20 protein-coding genes are annotated in these 19,475 nt (G+C 44.4%); 14 read left to right on the top strand and 6 right to left on the bottom strand.

The genetic code is table 11. The features are described from left to right. Positions 1-34 precede the first annotated feature (34 nt). From FKP33_RS06080 to FKP33_RS06065, 4 genes are all read left to right on the top strand, one after another. Positions 35-445 (top strand): acyl-CoA thioesterase, encoded by a 411-nt coding sequence (locus FKP33_RS06080; RefSeq protein WP_054797147.1) that lies wholly within the window; start codon positions 35-37, stop codon positions 443-445. A 499-nt stretch (positions 446-944) separates the two neighbouring features. After that, a complete protein-coding gene (locus FKP33_RS06075; protein WP_141334206.1) occupies positions 945-2,549 on the top strand; it encodes an ABC transporter substrate-binding protein in 1,605 nt (534 codons plus the stop codon). A gap of 277 nt (positions 2,550-2,826) precedes the next feature. After that, positions 2,827-3,642, top strand: coding sequence for a pentapeptide repeat-containing protein (locus FKP33_RS06070; RefSeq protein WP_141334204.1), 816 nt, complete (start codon positions 2,827-2,829; stop codon positions 3,640-3,642). A gap of 20 nt (positions 3,643-3,662) precedes the next feature. Continuing rightward, positions 3,663-4,133 (top strand): hypothetical protein, encoded by a 471-nt coding sequence (locus FKP33_RS06065; RefSeq protein WP_141334202.1) that lies wholly within the window; start codon positions 3,663-3,665, stop codon positions 4,131-4,133. Here FKP33_RS06065 and FKP33_RS06060 read toward each other — a convergent pair. From FKP33_RS06060 to FKP33_RS06050, 3 genes are all read right to left on the bottom strand, one after another. After that, a complete protein-coding gene (locus FKP33_RS06060; RefSeq protein ID WP_054799706.1) occupies positions 4,120-4,314 on the bottom strand; it encodes a hypothetical protein in 195 nt (64 codons plus the stop codon). The genes FKP33_RS06065 and FKP33_RS06060 overlap by 14 nt on opposite strands. A 228-nt stretch (positions 4,315-4,542) precedes the next feature. After that, on the bottom strand, positions 4,543-4,866 hold the full coding sequence (locus FKP33_RS06055; protein ID WP_127610811.1) for a hypothetical protein: 324 nt from the start codon (positions 4,864-4,866) through the stop codon (positions 4,543-4,545). A gap of 60 nt (positions 4,867-4,926) precedes the next feature. Further along, positions 4,927-5,211 carry an AbrB/MazE/SpoVT family DNA-binding domain-containing protein gene (locus tag FKP33_RS06050; RefSeq protein WP_258313384.1) on the bottom strand — a complete coding sequence of 95 codons (285 nt, stop codon included), beginning with the start codon at positions 5,209-5,211 and terminating at the stop codon, positions 4,927-4,929. A 250-nt stretch (positions 5,212-5,461) separates the two neighbouring features. Here FKP33_RS06050 and FKP33_RS06045 point away from each other — a divergent pair, with 250 nt between their 5' ends. After that, positions 5,462-5,665: a cold-shock protein gene (locus FKP33_RS06045; protein WP_054799707.1), complete on the top strand. Its 204-nt coding sequence runs from the start codon at positions 5,462-5,464 to the stop codon at positions 5,663-5,665. Between the two features lie 133 nt (positions 5,666-5,798). After that, positions 5,799-6,071 carry an HU family DNA-binding protein gene (locus FKP33_RS06040; RefSeq protein WP_127610806.1) on the top strand — a complete coding sequence of 91 codons (273 nt, stop codon included), beginning with the start codon at positions 5,799-5,801 and terminating at the stop codon, positions 6,069-6,071. Between the two features lie 116 nt (positions 6,072-6,187). Here the strand turns inward: FKP33_RS06040 and FKP33_RS06035 are convergent, their stop codons facing one another. Next, positions 6,188-6,982, bottom strand: a complete 795-nt coding sequence (locus FKP33_RS06035; RefSeq protein WP_141334201.1) for an MBL fold metallo-hydrolase — start codon at positions 6,980-6,982, stop codon at positions 6,188-6,190. Positions 6,983-7,413: 431 nt separating this feature from the next. Here FKP33_RS06035 and FKP33_RS06030 point away from each other — a divergent pair, with 431 nt between their 5' ends. Then, entirely contained in the window at positions 7,414-8,673 is a 1,260-nt protein-coding gene (locus FKP33_RS06030) for an MFS transporter (RefSeq protein WP_141334199.1), read from the top strand. Between the two features lie 34 nt (positions 8,674-8,707). Here FKP33_RS06030 and FKP33_RS06025 read toward each other — a convergent pair whose 3' ends face one another. Beyond that, positions 8,708-9,646, bottom strand: coding sequence for a LysR family transcriptional regulator (locus tag FKP33_RS06025; protein ID WP_181410057.1), 939 nt, complete (start codon positions 9,644-9,646; stop codon positions 8,708-8,710). Positions 9,647-9,867: 221 nt separating this feature from the next. Between FKP33_RS06025 and FKP33_RS06020 the strand changes: the two genes are divergently transcribed. The 7 genes from FKP33_RS06020 to FKP33_RS27610 all read left to right on the top strand — a co-directional run bounded on the left by FKP33_RS06020 (position 9,868) and on the right by FKP33_RS27610 (position 16,406). Beyond that, a complete protein-coding gene (locus tag FKP33_RS06020; RefSeq protein WP_141334195.1) occupies positions 9,868-10,860 on the top strand; it encodes an ABC transporter ATP-binding protein in 993 nt (330 codons plus the stop codon). 163 nt (positions 10,861-11,023) lie between these two features. After that, entirely contained in the window at positions 11,024-12,484 is a 1,461-nt protein-coding gene (locus FKP33_RS06015; RefSeq protein ID WP_181410056.1) for an ABC transporter substrate-binding protein, read from the top strand. Between the two features lie 37 nt (positions 12,485-12,521). Then, positions 12,522-13,466, top strand: a complete 945-nt coding sequence (locus FKP33_RS06010; protein ID WP_141334192.1) for an ABC transporter permease — start codon at positions 12,522-12,524, stop codon at positions 13,464-13,466. 22 nt (positions 13,467-13,488) lie between these two features. Beyond that, on the top strand, positions 13,489-14,391 hold the full coding sequence (locus FKP33_RS06005; protein ID WP_141334191.1) for an ABC transporter permease: 903 nt from the start codon (positions 13,489-13,491) through the stop codon (positions 14,389-14,391). Between the two features lie 33 nt (positions 14,392-14,424). Then, the gene (locus FKP33_RS06000) at positions 14,425-15,405 is read left to right on the top strand and encodes an oligopeptide/dipeptide ABC transporter ATP-binding protein (protein WP_141334189.1); all 981 of its coding nucleotides are present in this window, start codon (positions 14,425-14,427) and stop codon (positions 15,403-15,405) included. A 47-nt stretch (positions 15,406-15,452) separates the two neighbouring features. Then, the gene (locus FKP33_RS05995; protein ID WP_141334187.1) at positions 15,453-16,076 is read left to right on the top strand and encodes a cysteine hydrolase family protein; all 624 of its coding nucleotides are present in this window, start codon (positions 15,453-15,455) and stop codon (positions 16,074-16,076) included. A 93-nt stretch (positions 16,077-16,169) separates the two neighbouring features. Continuing rightward, complete coding sequence (locus FKP33_RS27610; protein ID WP_236595826.1) at positions 16,170-16,406, top strand: hypothetical protein; 237 nt, start codon at positions 16,170-16,172, stop codon at positions 16,404-16,406. 587 nt (positions 16,407-16,993) lie between these two features. Here the strand turns inward: FKP33_RS27610 and FKP33_RS05985 are convergent. Then, positions 16,994-18,973 (bottom strand): amidase family protein, encoded by a 1,980-nt coding sequence (locus FKP33_RS05985; protein ID WP_258313383.1) that lies wholly within the window; start codon positions 18,971-18,973, stop codon positions 16,994-16,996. Positions 18,974-19,475: the final 502 nt, after the last annotated feature.

Raw genomic sequence — 19,475 nt, 5'->3', positions numbered from 1 at the left:
CTATGGAATAGGGAAAGTTTAATCGGAGGCTGCCATGTATAAAAGTGTTTGGGAATTTAAGGTTAGATTCGCTGAAACGGATGCGGCGGGCATTGTCTACTATCCGAATTTCTATAAGTGGATGGATCAGGCTTTCCATGAGATGTTTGCAGCCATCGGGTTTCCTACAAGAAAGCAGCAAAACGAGAGTCTGGGAACTCCGCTAGTTGAAGCTCATTGCCAGTTTCGCCGGCCGCTGAACTTCGATGATTGGGTGAAGGTAGTATCCGTGGTGTCGGAAGTGAAAAACAAAGTGTTTAAGATCGAGCATACGTTTTATCTCGGGGAGAATCTGGTTGCGGAAGGCTACGAAATTCGGGCTTGGGTTTCCTTGAATGGCGGTAAGCTGAAGGCCGAGCCGATTCCCGAGGAGCTCCGGCAAAGACTACTATCGTCCAACCTGTAGTGACATGCGCCTGCTAACAGGACGACTGCAGATCATAAGTCCATAGTATCGTTGTAAGGAATGAAGGCTGCCGCGAGGCAGCCTCTTTGCGCTGCAAAAGTAGATACAACAATAAAATTAAAAAAGCACACATATTCATAAAAAAAACACACCAATTTCTCAAGTAATTGAAGTAACATACGAATAGGTCCATCATAAATCCAACGAAAGGTTTTGCCTCGAACCCATTGCCGCTAGTAGATGTTTCTGTGTATCCGTTTCAAAATGTAAGCGCTTTACACACGTTCGATGAGATCGCTTTGTCCCGCTGGATCGAAGAGGCTGCGCGTACTGCCGGCATTACCTTGATTCTCAGCCATGTTGCAAAATCCCCCCCATTTTCTAGCCGGAAAGGAGGTTCTTGCTGTCTGTTGAACGGTGTCTGGGTTAAGATTGGCGGTAACAGCATATCGGAACCGTGAATCCACAGAAAACTTAAACCGAAAGAGGGAACGTTCAAATGGGAAAAAAGTCAGGAGTGGCTCAGTTTATCTATGCCAGCCTCACAATTTGTCTGTTGATCTCCGTGGTACTAGCCGGTTGCACCAAAGAAACCAGTAAGCAAGAAACTTCTAAACTGGAAGCATCGAATGATCTGAAGAGTTCAGAACCGAGCCATGGGGGCACGTTAAGAATGATTTGGGTCGACAATATTACCAATATCGGTTATCCGGCCGATCAACGGGTATCCTCCAATTTGTACTTTGTTCAGCCTGTGTTTGAAACGCTTGGTCGCTATGACGAAACAGGAAAGATTACACCGTGGTTGACAGAAAGCTGGCAAACCGATCCCAAAATGAAAACGATTACTATTAAATTAAAGAAGGGGATCAAGTTTCACGATAATACCGACTTTAATTCGGAAGCCGTGAAGTGGAATATCGAAGAATACCAGAAAGCAAAGCGAGCTGAGGTCAATGGTATACAGTCGATCGATGTTATCGATGAGAACACCGTTCGACTGAATCTTGTAGAATGGAATAACAGCTTGCTTGAATCTGTAGCCTATTACGTCAAGATGGCATCGCCCACAGCTATTACAAAGAATGGTAAAGAGTGGGCCAACAACAATCCTGTAGGTACGGGGCCTTTCAAGTTTGTGAGTTGGGAGAAGGATGTTTCCTTAAAGTTTAAGAAGAACGAAAACTATTGGCAAAATGGCAAGCCTTATTTGGATGCCATAGAGTACTCCCTTATTTATGACAGAAACACGGCAGCAATTGAATTTAAATCTGGAAAAGCTGATGTTTTTACGCAAATGAATGCTGATGATTATATCGAGTTGGAGAAGTCAGGAAAATATGTGACCCGCTCGGATGAGAAGATAGCCGGGGCCTTAGTAGGTGTTGGGCTAATGTTTGACAGCGCCAATCCTGATTCCCCGTTTGCCAATGTGAAGGTTAGGCAAGCGGCTATGCATGCAGTCGACTCAAAGGCAATTGCCGACTCGGTCTTGAGAGGATTAGCTGTCCCCACGAACCAATGGAATAACTCTTCGCACCAGTATTACAATCCGGATGTGAAGGGATTTCCTTACGATCCGGAAAAAGCGAAGCAATTGCTGGCGGAGGCAGGGTATCCGAACGGCTTCAAGACGAAGATCACAACGGATGCACCTAGGGTACAAGAAATGACCGCTATTCAAAGCTATCTTGCCAAGGTAGGTATTGATGCTCAAGTGATCAGTGTGGATACTCCGAAGTGGGTCGCTCTGATTGGAGATAAGTGGGACGGGATGGTTATGAGTTATAGAGTGTTGTCACCTAGTACGATAGTCCAGATGAACAGATTGTTGAGCAAGGACGCAGCACTTTATGCGAAAAGCATCATCCACCCGGATAAGGTAGAAAAGCTGCTGGCTGATGCAAGAACCGCGCCTGATTTTGAATCCTCAAAAAAAGCAGTTCTTGAACTGCAAAAAGTAGTCTTTGATGAATACGCCATTAGTTTCCCAACGTTTAGTCTGATAAATGGTATCGCCATTACACCTAAAGTACAGAACCTCGGGATGTTTACAACCAATGCCTTGGATTGGAATCCTGAAGATACGTGGATGAAGAAGTAATTGGTGAATCAGGGCATGCAGCTTCCGGCTTACCCTCGATGCTGTACATACTTTGACGCTGTCATCCAATTCCTGTAAAACGAGATCAACAGATCCCACCACGCCTCTTAACAATGCGTACCAAGGTGGGCCTTTTTATTTTACGGAGGATAAGTATGGAGCAGTGTACTGCTGGATTGTGAGCTTTTAAAATGAACAGATTTAAGTTATTATTGATTGCAAAATTAAATTATATTTTATTGGCTTTATAATAAGAATTAATTTAGGAAGTGGTTTTTTGAATAGTAAATTGCAGTCTGACTGTGAAAATTGTTTTGGGTTATGTTGTGTGGCATTACCCTATACAAAATCAGCAGATTTTGCTTTTAATAAAGAAGGCGGAGTCCCTTGTCGTAACTTGTGTCCAGATAATCGTTGTAGCATACATGAACATCTAAGAGATAAAGGTTTTCATGGGTGTGTTTCCTATGAATGTTTTGGTGCAGGACAACATGTTTCACAAGAAATTTTCAAAGGTAATGATTGGCGAAGGAATCCAGAGTTATCAAAGGAAATGTTTGCAGTATTTCCTATTGTTCAACAGTTGCATGAGATGCTTTGCTACTTAAGTCAAGCTTTAGATTTAGAAGAAACTCAACCCATCCAGAATGAATTGCAAAGCGTTTTTGATAAAACTTTATCTTTAACTAATCTTAATCCGAAAGATATTCTAAATTTAGATGTACCCGCCCACAGAGAAATCGTGAATAATTTATTACTCAAAACAAGTGAATTAATTCGAAAAGAATTCATTCAAAGTAATAAGAAAAGCAAGATACGCAAGGATTTTATAGGTGCGAATTTAAAAGGTGCTAACCTGCGAGGTATGAATTTAAGAGGGGCATTGTTGATTGCATCTAATTTGAGGGGGGCTGACTTAAGAAAAGTGGATTTTATTGGTGCAGACTTAAGAGATGCTGATTTATCAGGTGCAAATCTTACCGGATGTATTTTTCTTACTCAAGCTCAAGTTAACTCGGCTAAAGGTAATAAAGATACTAGATTACCTCATTACTTAAAAGTTCCTGCTCATTGGTTAAAAAATTCAAACTAACTTAGAATAATGGGGATGGCATGGATAAGTTCAGTGAACTAAAGCAAAGACGAGAAGCACTAAGTCAGAAGAGTAATATGCGCCTTGAAAATATGGATACAATCCTTCGGGAGTCTGACAGGGTCGCGCAGGTTGCGAGTAATTCGAGAGCCATTTTGGATGATCTGGAATTTGATTTTGAAGTAGTTACCGGGTTAGACAGTCTGGATGTAAAATTTCTTTTTTTTGCAACGGCTCTGCAGTGTGCCAGACAGTACTTTTTAGCGAATGACAAGTTTAGATTTGACAAGGCAGCGGATGGGGACAAGTTTATGCGTAAATTAGTTCCCAAAAGCTATGAACACATTTTACTTGGGTCGGTCCCTTATGATGCCATTAGAAAGTACGAGGGCTTTGAAGGGCTGAATACCGGAATTAGCGGGGCGAATCACCGATATACGACTTTAGGGCATGACCCTTTAGCATCCCATTTAGTGCTTATCTTACCTTAAAGCCGAATTCCTTTTTGAGGAAATAATCGCCAGCGATAAAAACGGCGTCAATATCATGATTTTTAATAAACCCGCCGTAATCAATACATGTATTTCCGCGCCAAACTGAAACCGGTACTCTCAAAAACATGGCGTTATCAAAATCGATTTGATGGTCAAGCCATTGATTTTGTGTGAACAAGATAGATCACCTCATGTCATTCATTGTTTTGAGCTGCACAAAGAAAAAAATCACACCTTATAAAATGTATCCCTTTAATTCCGCGATACGTTTTATAGGGCATGACTTAGTTTTCCATATAAACCAATAATTTATTATATCACAGATCTTAGATGAAATCCAGGATCTCCAAATGGTCCAACTGAGTAGTAACTGACCATCCCATGATTAGCATGGAGAGGTGGCGCATCATACCGAAGGTTTTTCATTGACCACTTTCACCTTGAAAATGTTGCCCAGCTTGCCGTCAAACCGTTTGTTCAGCGGATTTTTCATATCCCTTCCCAACTCGCGAAAAAACATGTCCACTTCCACAGATTTTGTTTGCACCAGCACATTCAGAACACCCGCGGAAGCGATATCCTGATTCTCGTCGAGGGGCACCGAAGTGAGCACCATATACTTCTTCGTTAGTGTTTTCATATGCCTTGTGAAGGACTCGATGATCTCATGGTTCTCGAATTCATTGATCGCTTGCTGTCCCTGTGGCGTAAACCATAATTCCACCTTCATGTTTATCTTTCCTCCCAATCCTTAATTCCGAGAAATCTCTGATCTTCGCTTCTTCATTTCTCATACCTGTTTCTTATCCCTGGGCTTGCCCCAGGAATTCTCCTGATTTGTTTCCTGTTTATTTTCAAATTCCTGTTTGGAAATCCCCTGATTTCTAGCACCCCTTGCCATGGTCAGCTGAAAATCATTGAGCGCAACCAAGCTGGCTTTGGTTATATAGGCTCGTCCATTTTCCTCTATAAAAAGAATACGATCCCCCGCATCGACTTCTAATAATTCACGAATGCTCTTGGGAATGGTGACTTGTCCTTTACTGCTGATTCTGGAAATTTCCAACTTATTCACCCTTCTTTTAGTTTCCTGCGATTTAGATATTTGTATAAGCTTGGAAAATTTAAGTTCTTTACTTTCTTTACTTTCTTTACTTCAATTCATTATATCCCTATTTATTCAAAATGTATATTATTTTCATCGGACCGAATATGAGGTTGCGCCTCAAATAAGGACATTTTATGATGGAATTATTTTCAAGGTATAATTTTTTTTATTTTACGGAAAATGATCATGTTACAAATTTGTTTTTGGAGGAACTACAATGCAAACAGGTACAGTAAAATGGTTTAACGCTGAAAAAGGTTTTGGTTTTATCGAAGTTGAAGGCGGAGACGACGTATTCGTTCATTTTAGTGCGATCCAAGGTGACGGTTATAAATCGTTGGATGAAGGTCAACGTGTTCAGTTTAATGTGACACAAGGTAACCGCGGACCGCAAGCTGAGAACGTTACGAAAATTTATTAAGATGCGCATCAAGCTGCTCCTAACGTTGTAGGAGCAGCTTTTCTTTTGTTCGAGTAGACCCTCTAGAGTGATGAAAGGGGCATGTACTGTTGTGTAATGGAATATAATATTAAAATGAAGCGAGGTGTTAAGAATGAATCGAGACGATTTAATAGAAAAAGTCGCAAAATCGAGCGGTTTTTCAAAAAAGAATGCAGAAATGGCGGTTGCCTCTGTGTTGGATTCGATTTTTGATGCTTTAAAACAAGGTGAAGACGTTCAGCTCCATGGTTTTGGTAATTTTGATGTACGTGATCGTGAAGCGCGTATGGGAAGAAACCGTAAAACAGGTCAAGAAATAGAACTGCCTGCTGGCAAAGTTCCGGTTTTCTCAGCAGGAAAAGCTCTGAAACAAGCTTTAAATTAAAAGTGTACGGGTAAGCAGGGAAATGAATTAACCCTCACAGATGATCTGTGAGGGTTATATTGGGGCGCTTCACGTAAAACCTGGATAAATGACTCTATCACCTGCAATTTCTGACCTTATACCAACTTGTATACTTTTCCTTGCTGTAATAAACGATAGGCACCAATCTCTTCGCTTGGATTCTCCGTACTGTCACTATAGGCTGTGTCTGCATAATGGCACAGGAGCGTTTTCCGTTGAAAATCCTCTGGTAGTGTTAACAAATCAGCAATCGGCGTGTGAAGATTACGAATGTTTCCTCCTAATGCTTCCGTTTCGCCGAACCATGCATCGTGGATGATTAAATCGCACTCATTAAGCCAAGCAATTAAATCATGATCAAATCCTGTATCCGGGGCATAACCAAGCTTGAAATTACCAAAGTCGAATTTGAAAGCTAGCGTTCGCGGGACGTGACGCGTGTAGGTATAGCTGACTTTGAAGTCCCCGAAATCATGGAAATGATCAATCGGAACCGGGTCAAAAAACCAGTCAAAGTTAGCAAGCCCGCCTCCTTCACGCACAGAAGGCTCAAGTGCTGGACGTAAATGAGACCAAATGTCTTGAAGCAGCCAGTCTGGACCATAGAGCTTAACGGGGTTCTCGGTTTTGTAATACTGAAAGTATGCGAGTTCCTCGAGTCCGCCGACATGGTCTGCATGCATATGAGTAATGAACAGCTCGCGATAACGATTAAGCTCGAGTTGCTGTTCCCCGTTCTCATTGTTATAAAGAACCATTTTTCCTAGATAAGCCGGGCAGTCAATGAAGAACTCACGACCGTCCACGTTGATCAAGCAGTTCACAAAAAAATGTCGCGCAGTGAAGGCATCTCCGACGCCAAGTGGATAAAGTGTTACCGATTGTGCCATATTGTTACCTCCATCTCTTAGTTGTTTAAATTAAACCAAATCCAAAAATCAAACTAACCTCCATTGAGGAAGCATACAACCTCCAAATGAAAAAAAGCCTTCTTAACTCTCATGAAAATACGAGAGAAGAAGGCTTCCATCCATATGGTCAGCATTCCTATGAAATTACTTTGTTTTATAGTTAGTAATTTAGCATATACGAGCGCGGTTGTCAAAGAAAATTCTTGTAATAACAGCTACTCTGCTGTTCTAACCGACTCCAATCCTATGCGAATATTGTCTCTTATTGTTTTATTATACGAATAAATAGACAGAATCATAAATTTCTGATATTTTACTTCATTTCAAGTGATTAAGTAAAATTAAAAAAAACCTATATTTGAAATGGCAAGGTAAGGAAGAGCAGAAATGAGTGCTTCAAGGAGGGCTTGATGAAAAATATATCAAAATGGAGTCGGATCTTTTCTTTGAACAGCATGTCGTTCATTTTTTTATCAGCTGTTTTGTATTGGCTAAGCTTCAGTATGGTGCGTCCCACTATGGCACTGTTCTTTGACGATCAGGGCTTTTCGTCACTAACCGTGGGCTTATTTATGGCACTAAATTCTATAATTCCGATTGTTTTTGCAATGCCGGTTGGAAGCTGGATTGATAAGATGGGGGCACGGAGAGCTGTGACCGTCGGTTCTTTCTTAAGCTTGATCAGTGGCGGGGCCTATTTGATCGGTGGAGGATCTTATTCCAACATTTCAATTGTCTTATGCGGACAATTAATTAGCGGAGTCGGGGGGATGTTCTCTTGGGGGGCACTTCAAGCTGCAGCATCACTTTCAGCCACAGCTCAGCAAGGCAGCGGCAAAGGCAATCGAATGATTTCAAGCTTTACGTTCTATAATTCGATTGCACAATTGGCAGGTCCGGCAGCGGGAGGATTCTTTTCGGAACTTGGCGGGTTTCAGCTTGTTTTTTGGATTTTTACTGCGATCAGTCTGATGGGAATGCTTCTGGCGTTAAAGATTCCGGCTTCGAACGAGGGGAGCGTTACGTACACTTCAGGGAAAGCGGAGACATGGAAGCAAGCATTCATGCAGAGCTACGGAAGCGGGTATTTGCTATTGCGAAAGAACAAAGTCTTTTCGGTGGCTATTCTGCTAAATGGCGTATTGTTTATGTTGGTCGATCTTCGCACTACTTTTTTACCTTTGTATTTTTCGAATATCGGATTAACGTATAGCGAAATCGGGACGATCCTCTCCATATCTGCGCTGGCGGCCTTACTGATTCGGCCCTGTACGTCCTATTTAATGGATGCTCTCGGGCACCACCGGATTATGTTGATAAGTATATTCAGCGGTGCAGTATGTTTGCTGTTATTGACATTAGAGCCTGATTTCTGGCTTATCGCAGGTATTATTTTCATATGGGGAGCATGTACAGGAATTAATCAGCCTATGGGTTTAATCATGGTCTCTCAAGCTGTTCAACCGGAGGAGCAGGGAATGGGGATGAGTATTAGGACCATGTCAAATCGCATTGTTCAATTAACGAATCCGGTTTTATTCGGTACACTTAGTACAGTGATAGGTCTTTCCTTTGGTTTTGGGGTTATGGGCGTACTGTTGCTCGGGATTGGTTTCGTGTATCGGCGGCAAAGACGAGCGTATGCTTATAATAAATCGTTAAAAATGTAACCAGCATAGGAATTGTTACCGTTGAAAGAGGTCCTTACATCGAGTAAGGACCTCTTTTTTGATTTCCAGGATAACGATCCAATTGCTCCAGCATGTTCTGGAATTTTTTTTCTTGATTCTCATGCTGCTTCAGTAAGATCTCTTCGAAATAACGTTCGTTTTGCCGGTAAATTAAAAAATAGGGAATAGACAAGGTATAAGGAGCCTCCTTCAACGGAATAAATGTGAGTTCTTCCCGTTCAAGCTCTCCCTCCACCAGAGATAGGGGCAGAAAGGATATGGCGTTCATGCGAATAATGAGCTGCTTAATCAGCCCCGCATGATTAGTTACAAACTTCCTCTTATATTCTAAGCTCATCAAGGGGTGATCCCGAAACAATTCGTAATAAGGTTGGTAGTACACGATAAATTCATGATTGGTTATGGACGGAAGGCTGGAGACACTTTGCGTGATCATAGGATGATGCTTTGATAGCACCAGATGAAGGGCTTCCGTACCGATATGATGGGTCTCTACGTCCCTGTGCTTGATAGGCTTATTCACAAAAGCCATATCAATTTCTTTGCGGAGTAAAGAATTGATCATATCTGTAGAATAAATTCGTATTAAGGATTGACTTGTCTCTGGCGTAAAGCTGAAAAGATCCTGGATTTTATCCAGTATTAATGGAAATGTAAAAGGGATGGAGCTACCAATAATTAATTCTTGCTTGTCCAAAGGCTTGTTCAATTTGTTGACCGCTTCCCCGAAGGTATCCAGTATTTGTTTGGCGTAGGGCAATAAAGCTTCGCCTGCAAGGGTGATTTGAACCCCTTTTTTTCCACGAACGAACAATTCATGTCCGAGAAAATCTTCCATATAACGAATACGGTTAGAAATCGTCGGTTGCGGAACGTATAACATTTTGGCCGCTTCGGAAAAGTTTTTACAATCGCAAATGGTAAGAAAGGTTTGCAGATGGTCGATGTTCATTGAAAACATCCTTTCCGGAATCCAAAATTAACTATATGTAATATAATATAACACAAACAAAGTTAAATGCGTATACCCCGAGGTTCCACTGGACTTTTTTCGAAATGTTAAGGCTTCCAAAAGTTTTCGTTATCACATCTATACGGATAAGGTATTTTAAATGTTATTATATATAACATATAATTGACTTAAGGAAGAGTTGACAAAGGGGTGAAACAGGCATGGGGCTTCTGGATATTAGTCAATTGTCCGTTACGTTTCGTACTGATCTTGGAGAAGCAAAGGCGGTTTCCGATGTGTCTCTCACTCTAGGGAAAGGCCGTGCATTAGCCATTCTGGGCGAGTCCGGTTCAGGAAAAAGCGTGATGCTCCGTACGATCTTGGGCATTAACAGAAGCAAAAAAACGAATATCGGGGGCAGAATCATTTTCGAAGGTAACGAGTTGACCCAAATGGGAGAGGATGCCTACTTAAAGATCCGCGGGAAAGAGATCGCCATGATATTCCAAGACGCGATGACGGCTCTCGATCCCGTGTTCCCGATCGGTGTTCAGTTAACCGAAACCATCCGCAAGCATTTAAAACTAGGGAACAAAGAAGCGGAGCATCGAGCCGTTCAACTTTTGGATCAGGTCAAGCTGCCTTATCCTGAGCTTCGGTTTCGCAACTATCCCCATCAACTAAGCGGGGGCATGAGGCAAAGAGTCATGATCGCCATGGCGATAGCCTGCGGTCCCAAGCTGCTGCTGGCTGATGAGCCTACGACTGCACTTGATGTGACCGTCCAAGCACAAATCCTCAGACTTATATCCGATCTCCGAAGGAGCTCCGGTATGAGCATGATCTTCGTCACGCACGATATAGGCGTAGCGGCTCAGGTTGCTGATGAAATAGCCGTGATGTACGCGGGCCGGATCGTGGAGCAAGGGTCCGTTGAAGCGATTCTTCAACAACCGAAGCACCCGTATACCAAAGCGATGATAGAAGCGAATGTGACTCCCGGAAAAAAAGGAAGGCTGCAAACGATAGGCGGCCAGCCTCCTGTCCCGTATCGGCTTCCTAGAGGATGCAGCTTTGCACCGAGATGCAGTATCGCTACGGATGCGTGTTTATCCGGTGTTCCTGATTATTATATTCAATCTTCAAGGCCGCTCCAGCATTCTGTTCGATGCTTTCAGATGAATGATCCGTCTTTCGTACAAGCGAAGATATGATAACAGACCAAAGGAAGAGGTGGGCCGGATGAGGCTAAGGAAAAGGATGAACGTTCTGGCGGCGTTAGCGACTATGCTTTTAATACAAGCGTGCACGGGTTCACCGACAACGAATGAAGCTTCAAGCCCAACGCAGGGAACAGGGACTGAACAGGGGGGGACATTGATCGTAGCGATGACCAGCTCGGATCTTCCTACGATGGATGTCGTGCCCTCGCAAGGGCTGGAAGCCTATAAATTTGTCGGATTTCAGCTTTATGACGGATTAGTCAATTTTGATCCTTTAGCGGCGGATGAAATTGTTCCCGGATTGGCAAAGAGCTGGGAGGTGGATGGAAAGAAATGGACCTTTCACTTAAGGGAAGGCGTTAAGTTCCATGACGGAAGCCCGTGGAATGCCGATGCCGCAGTGTTTAATCTGGATCGATTAATCAAGAAAGATTCTCCGGACTATAACGCCAATATGTCCGCTCTTAACTCCCGCAGAACCCGTTCCATCGATATATATCGGAAAATCGACGATTTGACGCTGGAAATCTACACCAAGGAGGTTGACGGCTTCATACTGTACGAACTTCCTTATATTTTGTTCGCGAGTCCTGAGGCTGTAAGAAAGCACGGCGATGCCTATGAGAAAAATCCGTCAGGTACCGGGCCTTTTAAGTTTGTGGAGTATAAGGAACGGCAATATACGGTCATGGCCTCGAACAAAGAATACTGGAAGGAGCCGGCTAAACTGGATCAATTGATCGTGCGTCCGATGCAAGACCCGGCATCCCGCTATGCAGCTCTTCGATCGGGTGAGATCCATCTAGCCGAGGTTCCGCCTCCAGACGCCATCCCTGAAATCAAACAAAGCGGGTTTCAGGTTGTGACAAAGCCTTACGCGCATATTTGGTTTTATCAGCCTAATATGTCCATTCCTCCCTTTCATGATGTCCGTGTTCGGGAGGCGTTCGCTCTTGCCATCGATAAGGAAGGGCTGTGTGAAAATTTGTTAAATGGGGCGTGTGCTGCAGCGAACGGTCCCTTTTTCCAGGAGCAGAAGTGGTACCCGAAGGATGCGAAAACGTTTGAATATAATCCGGAGAAGGCAAAGCAACTGCTGGCGGAAGCGGGCTATCCGGATGGAGTAGATTTAAAGATTCAAATGCCATCCAGCGGTTCGGGCAACATGTGGCCGCTCCCGATGGCGGAATACATTCAGATGAATTTAGCTCAGGTTGGCTTCAGGGTGAAATTCGATGTATATGACTGGAGCACGATCAGCAATACGTTACGAGGAGAGTTCCCGAGCGGGGTCCATGCGATCGAGATGTCCCGGGGGATGCGTGTCCCGAGCGACTTCGAACGGAATTTCATCACTCCTCCACCCGGCGGAAGCAATAATATGGGATATAACAATGAAGAATTAAGTAAGCTGATCACTGAAGTGAAAAATACGGTCGATGTAAGCAAGCAGGATGAGCTTTTGTTGAAGGCCGCCAAGTTGATTCAGGACGATGTCGCGTATTTACCTGTCGTTCATGATCTGAATCTCAGAGCATTAAGCCCGAAGGTGAAAGGCTTTGAACCTCCATCATCATGGTTTGCAGATTTCCGGGGCGTCTGGGTGGAAAAGTAAAAACAGGCTTCAAGCCTAATAAGGTGGGATAACGCAAATGAACCGATATGCATGGAAGCGCGTGGGGCTGGCCATCCCCACCCTGTTAGGGGTTTCACTCATTATTTTTGCCCTCGCACACATTATGCCTGGGGATCCCGTCAATATTCTGCTTCCGGAGGATGCGTCCGTCGAAGACAAGCAGCGAATTACGGAGTTATTAGGTCTGGATAAGCCGCTCCCGGTGCAGTTCGGAATATGGCTCCTGAATGCTCTCCAAGGCAATTTGGGTATGTCCATCGGCATGCGCTCACCTGTCATCGGCTTGCTGGGGACGGCATTGTGGAATACGTTCATTTTGGGGGCGGCAGCGGGACTATTCGGTTTTTTCTTTGGCACACTGCTGGGGACAATTTCAGCGTTTCGTAGAGGAGGATGGGTCGATAAGCTCGTTAGCGCAATAGGCTTAGCGGGGATTAGCGTCCCGGCGTTCTGGCTCGCTTTTCTTCTTATTGTCGTATTCTCGGTTGAGCTCCATTGGCTGCCGTCCAGCGGAATGAACAAAATCGGGGGCGGAGGATGGCTGGATTCCCTTCAGCATCTCATCATGCCCGCGATTGCGATAGGTGTCTCGACGGTAGGGATGATGGCGCGAATGGTTAGAGCAAGCATGATACAAGTGTTGACGGAGGAATTCGTAGTTACCCTAAAAGCCAAAGGGATGCTTAGAGGGCGAGTACTATGGCATATCTTCCGCAACGTTGCTCCACCGGTGCTGACCGTGACCGGATTGGAAATCGGCAGCTTGCTGAGCGGCTCTGTGTTGGTGGAGACGATATTCAACTGGCCCGGAATCGGCAGTTTGCTCAATCAAGCAATCGGATTAAGAGATATTCCGCTAATCCAAGGCGGCGTCTTGATCATCGCTCTCATCTTTGTGTTAGTGAATCTCTTGATCGATTTGGTTCATTCATCGGTCGATCCTCGTATTCAAAGATCATAGCTCTTCATGGAGGTGAAGGATCGTGCAAGAAAACACATTAATCGGAGAAAACGTGAAGGTTGATGCCAGCACGGCTGTTCCGGAAGAAGAACCTAAACGCAACTCGGCATGGAATAAATTCAAGTCGGATCCGGTTGCGTGGATTACCGGTTTATTCATCGCCATGCTGCTTACTTCTGCGATCTTCGCACCGTTCATCGCTCCCTACGATCCGTATATCGGGAGCGCCACTGAACGATTGCAGCAGATCGGCAGTCCGGGGCACGTATTAGGGACAGATGAACAGGGCCGGGATATGCTCACTCGTGTTTTATACGGGCTCCGACTTACGATATTAATGGGCTTGCTTCCTGTACTCATAGCCGGTGTAGTGGGGCTGACCCTGGGCATTATCGCAGGCTTTTACGGGAAACGCATGAATACGCTCATCATGCGCTCCATGGATGTGTTCTACGCCTTTCCCGCCGTCGTTCTGGCTATTGCCATATCCGCCGCAGTAGGACCTGGCATTCAAAACTCGTTCATTGCGCTGCCTTTCGTCTTTATCCCGCCTATCGTGCGTGTCGTGGAAACCTCAGTACAGCAAGTAAAGGGACACGAGTTTTTCGAGGCGGCTAGGGCGAGCGGTGCAGGGGACTGGATGATAATCAGGTATCATCTGCTGGGCAATATTATGCGGCCTGTTCTGTCGTTCGTAACTACATTGTTCGGATTAAGTATCATCATCTCCACCGGTTTAAGTTTCTTGGGCCTGGGCGTTACACCGCCGGTTCCTGAGCTTGGGAGCATGCTGCGATCCTTGCAAAGCTCGTTATACATTCAGCCTTGGGTAGCGATTGTACCCGGGACGGTAATCTTTTTATTGGCTTTATCCTTTAACCTGTTTAGCGATAGCTTGCAAGATATGTTTGACTCCAAAATATAGAGAAACATTGAAAATCCGGAGGTGGACGGTGCCATGGAGCCAGCTGTACAACGGGAACAACCGCTGCTTGAGGTCATTGATGTGAGCAAAAGCTTCTCCGTACCAGGTAAATCCAAGAATGGAGAGAAAATTCGAGTAACGGCAGCCGATAAGATCCATCTTACGATTCACAAAGGCGAGACACTGGGGCTGGTAGGAGAAAGCGGTTCCGGGAAATCAACACTGGCCAGGCTGATCCTGCGTTTGGGGGATGCCGATACGGGGACGATCCGGTTTATGCGAACGGAGATCCAGCGATATACGGCAAAGCAAATGAGGCCGTTTAGAAAAGACATTCAGATCATTTTTCAGGATCCGTATTCTTCCTTAAATCCACAAATGACGGTAGCCGACAATATATGTTTTAATCTGTGGGTGCATGGCGAAGGCAAGCACGCAGAGTCGAGAATGAGAAAAATACTACAAGATGTCGGCTTAACGATGAAGCAATCGCAGCAATATCCATTTGAGCTAAGCGGGGGGCAAAGGCAGCGAGTGAACATTGCCCGGGCGCTTATCCTGAATCCCAAGCTGGTCATAGCGGATGAACCCGTATCCGCCTTAGATAAATCGATACAAGCTCAAGTACTCAATTTGCTCCAGGATCTAAAAGAGGAATATCGGTTGAGTTATTTATTCATCTCGCACGATCTGAATGTCGTGGAATATATGAGCGATCGGGTCGCGGTGATGTATTTCGGGAGAATCGTAGAGCTTACAGATTCAGACACCTTATACAGCGGGGCTAAGCATCCCTATACGCAGCTTCTTTTGAACTCCATACCAGCGTTGGAGGGAAAATTGGCGGCAGAGGATTCCGGATTAATGGAGCAAGCGAATTATGTGAAACGATGTGCTTTCTTATTACGCTGTCCTAAGGCAGGTCCCCGGTGCCAGGTGGAATCTCCTTCGTACATTAGTACGGAGGCTGGACACGATGTTTGCTGCCACCTCTACACCGGCGGTGTAGAGTGAGGTTGTAGATATAAAATAATCGGAAATATGAAGGGAGCAATTAAACTATGGCTGAATGGAAACAAATTGTCGATTTGAAGAAGAGTGCTGTAATTGTGGTGGATATGCAGAACGATTTTTGCCACGAGCAAGGTTCCGGTGCTTTAAACGGCGGGGACGTCACGAACCACTACGCCATCGTTCCGAATTTGCAAAAATTAATCGACGCAGCTCATAACGCTGATGTTCCTGTCATTTTCATTAAAACGACTCATGATGAGACGACAAATTCAAAGGTATGGCTAAGCCGGAGAAAGGGAAGAAAGCACGATACATGCACCACAGGTACTTGGGGGGCCGAGTACTTTGGTGTTGCTCCAACCGATAAGGATATTGAAGTCATTAAGCATCGTTACAGCGCTTTTATCAAAACGGACCTTGAGCTAAAGCTAAGAGCGTTAGGCTGCGAAACGCTGCTGATGACGGGTGTCGGGACCAATATGTGTGTGGAATCCACGCTTCGTGACGGATTCATGCTCGATTTCTTCGCTATACTCGTTTCCGATTGCACAGCGACAGGGTCAGAAACTCTATATGAGGCAACTTTGGAAAACGTCCGCAGAGGCTTTGGCTGGGTTGCGGACAGCGATGAAATTTGTTCGGAGCTAAAAGCGTTTGCTGAGGTTGTATAAGTAATAAAGTAATAAGGGCCTTCGATTATATTGGCCGCAAGCGCGACTATGAAGATCCAAAGACCGTAGCTTCTATAGGGAATATCCCCAGCAATGGTTATACTTTCTAAACTTAATACGTTCGCCCTAAAAGGAAAACGCATAGGACTTTATGGACCGGGCTGGCGGGATCAGGAGCTAACGGAGGAAACACGCCAGCTCTATGATCGTGCAGTGGCAGAGCTTGAGAAGCAGGGCGCAACAGTTATCGCTGATCCTTTTGCCGGAACCGAATTTGCAGCTTATGTAAAGTCAGCCGGGTCTGTGGGGATTGAGTCTGATTATCTATGACATGGAAGCATACTTAGAGCGGCTCGGGCCGAATGCTGCGATTAAATCAGTAGCGGAGTTGATGGAGAAAACAGGCCAAAAGCCGTCTGTGTTCGATAGGTATAAGGAATCGCTGCCGGATCCGGACTCCGTTCCGGATTTATCCATTTTCGTTCAGGTCCGAACCAAATATCTACAGATCTTTAATGAGGTTATGGACGAGCGTAAATTGGATGGCTTAGTTTTTCCACAGATGTTTAAAGAAACGCCGCTTTTTGATAGTAAGGACAATATTGGGGCCACAACGGTTTCTGAAATCAACAGCCGGTGTACCTCTTGTAAACGTACCAGCAGGATATTATTCAAGCGGTTCTCCTTTTGCCTTAGCATTTATAGGAAAAATGTGGAGTGAAGCCGATTTACTGGCCATGGCGTATGATTACGAACAAGCTACAAACTATCGTATAGCGCCTAAGCTTGTGGAAAAGCCATAATACAGGGAGTGCGCCCCCGTTTAAGCTGAGTTAGCCTAAAACGGGGGCGCTTATGAATTAAAGTTCTTAGTCGTAGATGGGGTAACAATAACCCATAAGTTTATTATCTTCCGCTTACGGCGTCATTTCCGGCGCTTTACGGTGATGCGTGTTCTGTTCGAAGGAATAGGCTAGTTTGAGCAATGTCGCTTCACTGAAGGCCCGGCCAAAGAAGTCCACACCCACTGGCAAGCCATCTGAAGTAAATCCTGCTGGAACTGTTACGGTTGGCCAGAAAGTAAAGGTGCTGAGTTTAAAACCTTCACCAATATTTTGATACTCTTTCATTTGAGTATTGTCAATTTTAACCGGCGGGTTTGCTGATGTCGGGAAAATGAGTGCTTCCAGCTGGTTGTCCGCCATCATTTTAAGGACGGCTTCTTGTGCAAGTTTCGTTCGATAAAGCAAAATATCTTTGTACTCTTCAGAATTCAATGACTCACGACTGTTGCGTTGCTTAAGCATTTGCTCGTTGGATGGGTGGTACTTTCCTGATTTGATGATGTCATCCAAAGAATGGAATGGCGCTTCTGCACCAAGGGAGTTTAAATAGTCGTTGAAATTGAATTTAAATTCCCAAGCGCTTAAACTTCCGTATTTGTTTATTTCGGCGAAGTTTGGAATTTTCACATCGTCTACAATAATGGCTCCTGCCTTCTTCATATCCTCGATCGCTTGATTCATTACTTTGTTAACTTCGGGATTCGTACCGAACACTTCGCGGACGATACCGATGCGGGCGCCTTTCAAACCTTCTTTATCAAGGTATGCTGTGTAATCCTCAGGGACAAAGCCGACACTCTTCGCCGTTGAAACGTCATTAGGATCGTATCCCGCTGTGGCGTTCAGAATTAAAGCGGCATCCTCGACAGAGCGGGCAATAGGGCCTCCTGTATCCTGCGCATGAGCAAGCGGTGCAATGCCGTCAACGCTGGAAAGCCCAACCGTGGGACGAATGCCCACAAGACTATTGAATGAAGAAGGTACGCGTATGGAACCTCCGGTATCAGTCCCCAGTCCTACAGCTGCAAAATTGGCTGCGATGGCAGCACCCGTGCCGCCGCTTGAGCCGCCAGGTACACGAGTGAGGTCATAAGGGTTTAATGTCTGCCCGCCAAGAGAGCTTACAGTCGTGTATCCGAATGCAAATTCATGGAGATTCGACTTCGCCAAAATAATCGCACCGGCATCTTTCAGCTTTTTCACTTGTGCTGCGTCATCCGGAGCCATCGCACCTTCAAGGCAAATACATCCGGAAGTAGTTGGCATATCCACTGTATCGATATTATCCTTCACAATAATGGGGATGCCATGCAATGGTCCCCGAGGCCCTCTCTCGGCACGCTCCGCATCAAGTGCCTTTGCAATATGGATCGCCTCAGGATTTAACGTAAGGATCGCATTCAAGGCAGGTCCCTTATCGTCGTATTTTTCGATCCTGGTTAAATACTGCTGTACAAGCTCCTCGGATGTCAATCGACCGGATTCCATCGCTTTCTGCATCTCTGTTATGGAAGCCTCGGGAAGCGTGAAAGGAAGTAAGTATTTGTACACTCGATAGGCGAGTACGGCTGCGTCTTCGTTGGTGAGTGGTTGTCCATACCCGAATGATTGGGATGATATGCCGTTCATCAATTCCGCTTGTCTGACATTTAGAATTGAAGACTCATAAGGACTATTCAGGGGGATATCGTTGTAACCGAATTTCTTAGCATAAGGTACGTTAATAATTTTATCCAGCAAGGAAGCCGCTTTCTCGCGAGAGAGAGACTCCTCGGCTAGTGAAAAAGTAATGTCCAAGGATGCTCCGGCGGCTTTACTTGCGGCAAACAGTGCATCGTTGAAATCTTTTTCCGTTACAGCAGAATAGGAACCGGCCTTTTCCTGGAGTGCATTAGGAATCCAGTTTTGCGCTAAAGCTTCCTTTACTTCGGACGATTGGACGGAAGCGATGGGTAGCGTAGCGACTTTGGGCGCTGCATATGCAGACAAAGATCCGACTACAAGAGTTGCCGCAGTACAGGCCGAAAGAAAAACATACTTAAAGTGTTTCATCATTCTACCTCCAACAAAATTATGTATACGATTACTAGAAAGTAAATATAAGAAGTTCCTGATAAATCGTAAAATAGACGTAGTTTGGATCATGTGATATTTTCGCGAAAATGATAGATGTTCGACGTAGTAGTAGTTCAACTAAGTGTTATATTCATAACTTCAACCCCTATCATGTCATATTAAATAACAAATTCATGTTAATATATATATCATTATAAGCGATAAAGATCAAGAGTTAATAAAATAAATTTATATCAATAGATTTGGATAAGTTTGATAAGGATTGTGTATAAAAACTCTGCAAAGATACTGGCTGTATAAGGTTTGACTAGTATCTTCCGTCTGTAGAAGCAACTTTATTACTTTAATATGATGATATTAATAAACGATGTTATGAAAGTTAACGTGTTATTTTGAACTATTTTATATATAATTTGGTTGCATTTATAATAAACCGATCGCAATAAATGAATTATTACATAATAGGAAATATATGGTA

The sequence above is a fragment of the Paenibacillus sp. tmac-D7 genome (assembly GCF_006519665.1).
Lineage (GTDB): Bacteria > Bacillota > Bacilli > Paenibacillales > NBRC-103111 > Paenibacillus_G > Paenibacillus_G validus.
This window is presented reverse-complemented; position numbering and strand designations above follow the sequence as displayed.